Raw genomic sequence first — 5602 nt, 5'->3', positions numbered from 1 at the left:
AAAACCTGAAATACGGGTTTTCAGACGACCTTTTGTTTGTGCGGTAAAGGTCTTGGATATTGACTGTCGTATGCACTTAGATTCGCCATAAAACTTGCGCATTCCGCAAAATTACAATATAAATAGAAACGATTATTATTTGGTTTATAGGAACGCTTCATGAAACAAAAGGCAGTCGTTTGCGCTTTAAGCGCATTGTTTTCCCAACATTATTTGTATGCGGCGGACGTACAGCCTGCCCAGCAAGTAGAGCTGGCGCCCGTGTTGGTTACCGCCGACCGCAACGCGCAAACGCTGGACAAAGCTGCGCCGAATGTGTCGGTTATCGGGCGCAAGACCTTAAACCAATCGTCAGCGCAGAATTTGGACGACATCGTTTTGTACGAACCCGGCGTCAGCGTGCCATCTGATAACAACCGCCGCGGTCATGCGGGCATCAATATCCGCGGCATAGACGGCAACCGCATCCTGATGATGGTGGACGGCGTGCGCATTCCCGAATCCTACGCGGGCGGCGGTTCCAACGGCGCGATTTCGGGACGCGATATGGTCGAAAGCGACACGCTCAAGCAGGTCGATATTGTCAAAGGACCTTATTCCGCGCTCTACGGCAGCGATGCGCTCGGCGGCGTGGTGAACATGGTCACGCTCTCACCGAGTGATTTCGTCGATGCGGACAAACGCGGTCATTTCGGTTTGAAATACGGCTACCGCAGCCGCGACCGCAGCCACGGCGTAACGGCGACAGCCGCCGGTTTCCATGAAAACGCCGAAGGTCTGCTGATGCTGACGCGCCGTCAAGGACACGAAACGGAAAACATGGGCGGTGACAAAAGCTACTCGACTTCGCGCACCGCCACCAATCCGCAGAAAAACAATGCCTACAATATTTTGGCAAAAGGCAGTATCGGCAACGAACGCCACCGTTTTGAAACCTTGTACGAACAGTATTACCACGCCAACGACACCGTGTTGGCAAACGGCTTGGGTTCGCAATCGCGCGGACCGGTAACGGTGGTGACTTCGGAAAGCAACGCCCGCGACCGCATCCGCCGCCAACGCATTGAAGCGGGCTACCGCTATACGGGCGAAGGTCGTCTGAAAGAAGCGAACCTGACCGCCTATCAGCAAAAACTGCGCACGGAAGACGATGCCGTCGATGTCAGCATTACCCGCATGGGCGCGCGCCAACTGGGCAACTCGACCCGCTATTCCGATTACGGCTTCGAGCAAGTGATACGCGGCTTGACCGGACGCGGCGTGTGGGAATTTGACGGCGCGGTCAAACAAACCGTCGTTGCCGGTGCCGAATACAAACATACGGAAACCGCCCGTCCGCGCGACAGCCTGACGGTGGACAACCTGACCGGCGCCGTCAGCAAAACCTATGCGGGCAGCACCTATCCGAACAAAACCTTCCCCGACAGCAAACGCAAAACCGTCAGCCTGTACGCGCAAGACAGCCTGACCTTCGGCAACAGCATCGTCCTGACCCCTGCCCTGCGTTATGAAAAAGACAGGCTGACCACCGAAACCGACCAAGCCTATCTCAACGCCAACCCCGACGGCACGGCAACCCGCTTCAACGATTCTGCGCTCACGCCCAGCCTGCGCCTAAGCGTACCGATGGGAGAACAGTTCACCGGTTTCGCCACCTATTCACAAGGCTTCCGCACGCCGCCGTTTGACAGCGCGACCATGGCGTTTGCCAACACGACCTACGGCTATGCCGTCATCCCGAATGCCAACCTCAAATCCGAACGCTCCAACAGCTTCGAATTGGGCATGAAGTTCAAAAACGAACGCGCCCGCGCACAAGTTACCGCGTTCTACAACCGTTACCGAAACTTCATCGACCGCACCGAAGTCGGCACTGCCACCATAGGCGGCCGCCCGATTATCCAGTACCAATATCAAAACCTGGATAGGGTCAAAACCTACGGTGCCGAAGCCTCCGCCGCCTACAAATTCCTGCCGGGCTGGCAGGTTTCCGGCAGCATCGCTTGGATGCGCGGCAAGCAGCAAGACGGTACGCCGCTGGATTCCGCCTATCCGCTAAACGGCGTTTTGGGATTAGACTACGCACAAGAAAAATGGGGCGTCGATACCAAACTGCGCTGGTCGAAAAAACACAGCCGCGTCAGCAGCGACAGTGTTTTCCAAGCGCCGGGCTACGGCGTATGGGATGTCGGCGCGTGGTACAAGCCGTCTAAAAACGTCGAAATCGGCGCGAACATTTACAACATCGGCAACAAAAAATATTGGCAACACGCAGACGTCGCCGGCATGAGCCGCTCAAGCGTGATGGACTTGTACACCGAAACCGGCCGCAATTTCGCCGCCCGCGTGCAGCTTAAGTTTTAACATGAATCCAAGAGGTCGTCTGAAAACAAGCCATGAGTTGAATGCTTCATCACTAAGGCTAAAAGCAAAACAAGCCTTTGATTTTTCAGACGACCTCAAACCATTTCACCAATATATAGTGGATTAACTAAATCAGGACAAGGCGACGAAGTCGCAGACAGTACATATAGTACGGAACCGATTCACTTGGTGCCTCAGCACCTTAGAGAATCGTTCTCTTTGAGCTAAGGCGAGACAACGCCGTACTGGTTTAAAGTTAATCCACTATATTTATTCACCTGCCGACACTGTTTATGTTCCGTTTCCCCGCTCCATCATCCTTGACACTGCCTGATGACAGTGATTTAATTTTCAAATCTGATTAATAATCATTTTTAATCAACCATGGAACAGCAGATTGTTTGGACACCGCGCCAATCCGCGCCCAAAGCCTTTCCCGAACGGCAGGCGTTGATGCCGATATGGGGCGGCATACCGATTCCCCGTCCGCAATGGCAAAATATTTGGCGGCAGAAGCTCCCCCATGCCGCCGATTCCGACGCGCTCGCTTATCTGCACATCCCCTTCTGCGCCAACCACTGCGTGTTCTGCGGCTTCTACCGCAACGCATGGAAAGAGAGTTACAGCAGCGTTTACACCGACAAAATCATCGAAGAAATGGCGGCGGAAGCCGAAATCCGTCAGGGCAACGGCAAAATCCGCGCCGTCTATTTCGGCGGCGGCACGCCCACCGCGCTGCAAACCCCGGACCTCGCCAGACTCATCCGTGCCTGTTACCAATACCTGCCGATTGCCGACGACTGCGAGTTCACCATCGAAGGCCGCATGAGCCATTTCGACATCGAAAAAGCCCGAGCCTGCATCGAAGCGGGCGCTAACCGCATTTCCATCGGCGTGCAAACTTTCGACACCGCCATCCGCCGCCGCCTCGGCCGCAAACACGGCGGCGACGAAGCCTTTGCCTATCTGGAAAAATTGTGTGAAATCAATGCTGTTATCGTTGTCGATTTAATGTTCGGCCTGCCCAACCAAACCGACGCCGTTTGGAAAAACGACCTCGAACGCGCCACCGCCCTGCCTTTGTCCGGACTCGACACCTACGCCTTCAACCTCTATCCCATGCTGCCCATCAACCGCATGGTGGAAAAAGGCGCATTTCCCGCCCCACCCGGTTTCGACGTTCAGGCCGACCAATACGCCTACGCCGTCGAAACACTGGCGCAAAAAGGCTGGAACCAAGTCAGCAACAGCCATTTCGCCTATCCCGGCCGCGGCGAACGCAACCGCTACAACACGCTGGTCAAATCCAATATCCCTTGCTGGGCGTTCGGCTCCGGCGCAGGTGGCAACCTCGGCGGCTTCAGCTATCAGGTGCAGGGCGATTTGGATAGCTACCTCGCCACGCCGACAGGCGAAAAAAACATCGCCTTCATGAGCGGCCACAGCCCGAACAAAACCCTGCTCGGACAAGTGCAGCACGACATGGAAACAGGCCGTCTGAATCCCTCGCTGTTTGACGGCAACGCCGCCGCGCAGAAACTGATTGCCCAATGGCAGGCAATGCAGCTCTTTGAAGAACAAGGTTCAGACGGCCTCATCCGCCTGAACACCAGCGGCCGCTACTGGTCGCCTACTCTCATCCGCAAACTCATGCTCACCCTTCCGACCCAAGAAAAGGATCAAACCATGCAAAAACTTTCATCCGAACAACAAATCATGTTGCGCCAATCATTGGAAAAAAATCCCGGCCAAGTGCTCGAAATGCTTGCCGCGCAAAACCAATGCAATTTTGAAGACGTCATCCGCTGCCTGCCCGAAAACTGCATCCGCCAAACCGAAGGCAGCCGCATCGTCGAAATCCTCCAAGCCGTCGCCGCTTGGGACGAAGCCGTCACCTTCATCGCCCACACCCCCGACGCCATCGTCGAAGTTACCGGCAAACTGCCCGGCGGCAAAGTCGGCCGTGGCTTCTACAACTTCGACCACCCCGAAACCGACGGCGGCGTACACGGTCATATCTATTACGAAAACTGCGCTGCCATCTACCTTTTGGAACGCCCGTTTATGGGCAAAGCCACCTGTTCGCTCAACTTCATCAACCGCAACGGCGGCGCCATGTTCAAAATCTTCGTCGGCCGCGACGAAGCAGGCGAACTGAAACAACACCAAATCGAAGCCATGAGAAAACTGTTTGATGCGGCTTAAACAGGTTTCAGACGACCTTTGCCTGAAGCCGATAGAAATTGCCGCATTCCTGCACAAACAAAATCTTTCGGCATCGTAAATAGCCGATGAAATTCGACAGGCTGCCTGCAAGATTGGCGTTTGCCACAAAGTAAGCTCGCGCTTACCGCCCTCTCCCTAACCCTCTCCCACGGGGAGAGGGGATAGATTTGCTGACAAATTCCAAGTGGCAGAGAATCCAAAAATGGTTGAATTTCAGTATCCTCAATTCCCTCTCCCCGCGGGAGAGGGTTAGGGAGAGGGCACGACACCAAACTGGTAAGTCAATTCCGCGGGTAAAACCCACCCATGGCTATTGTTATAAAACCCGCTTTGCCCGTTTTCAGACGACCACCGCTCTGCCGCGGAAAAGCCGAAAAGAAGTAGCGTGGGCTATGCCCACGACCACACGGCTTCAAACACAACAAGGTCGTCTGAAAACACAGCATCAACGAAGTTAAAACGAATGCAGCGAGTTTTGCTGAAACCCAAATACAGATTTCAGACGACCGTTGAAGCAAAATCGCAAGCAAAGCCCACGCTACAACTGAACTATTTTTGGCTTCTCTGCCACTTGGAGTTTCCCCGCCAACTCATCCCCCTCTCCCCGCGGGAGAGGGCTAGGGAGAGGGCACAGCACAAACCGGAAAGTCAATTCCGCGGGCAAAGCCCACGCTACGACAGCTGTTATAAAACCCGCTTTGCCCGTTTTCAGACGACCTAAGCTCTGCCACAAAAGAAAACTGAAAAGAAGTAGCGTGGGCTATGCCCACGACCACACGGCTTCAAACACAACAAGGTCGTCTGAAAGCGCAGTATCAATGAAGTTAAAACGAATACAGCGAGTTTCGTTAAAAACAAATACAGATTTCAGACGACCGTTGGAGCAAAATCGTGGGCATAGCCCACGCTACAACTGAACCATTTTACGACTGCTCCCATTTTTGGCTTCTCTGCCACTTTTAGCTTCCCTGCCAACCCATCCCCTCTCCCCGTGGGAGAGGGTTAGGGAGAG

Annotated in this window: 2 protein-coding genes; both read left to right on the top strand. The window is 54.4% G+C overall.

Annotated features, from left to right (window positions below; genetic code table 11):
- The first annotated feature begins 159 nt into the window (after positions 1-159).
- The gene (locus HMPREF2954_RS06630) at positions 160-2364 is read left to right on the top strand and encodes a TonB-dependent hemoglobin/transferrin/lactoferrin family receptor (RefSeq protein ID WP_045072804.1); all 2205 of its coding nucleotides are present in this window, start codon (positions 160-162) and stop codon (positions 2362-2364) included.
- Between the two features lie 384 nt (positions 2365-2748).
- Positions 2749-4569 carry a heme anaerobic degradation radical SAM methyltransferase ChuW/HutW gene (gene hutW, locus HMPREF2954_RS06625; protein WP_045072805.1) on the top strand — a complete coding sequence of 607 codons (1821 nt, stop codon included), beginning with the start codon at positions 2749-2751 and terminating at the stop codon, positions 4567-4569.
- Positions 4570-5602: the final 1033 nt, after the last annotated feature.

The organism is Neisseria sp. HMSC067H09, from assembly GCF_001814135.1.
Taxonomy (GTDB): Bacteria; Pseudomonadota; Gammaproteobacteria; order Burkholderiales; family Neisseriaceae; genus Neisseria.
The sequence above is the reverse complement of the archived record's forward strand: the minus strand, read 5'-3'. Positions and strand labels throughout refer to the sequence as shown.

Excerpts from the sequence above, each read along its gene's own strand:
- HMPREF2954_RS06630 (WP_045072804.1), top strand. The coding sequence starts at position 160 with ATGAAACAAAAGGCAGTCGTTTGCGCTTTAAGCGCATTGTTTTCCCAA.
- hutW (WP_045072805.1), top strand. The coding sequence starts at position 2,749 with ATGGAACAGCAGATTGTTTGGACACCGCGCCAATCCGCGCCCAAAGCC.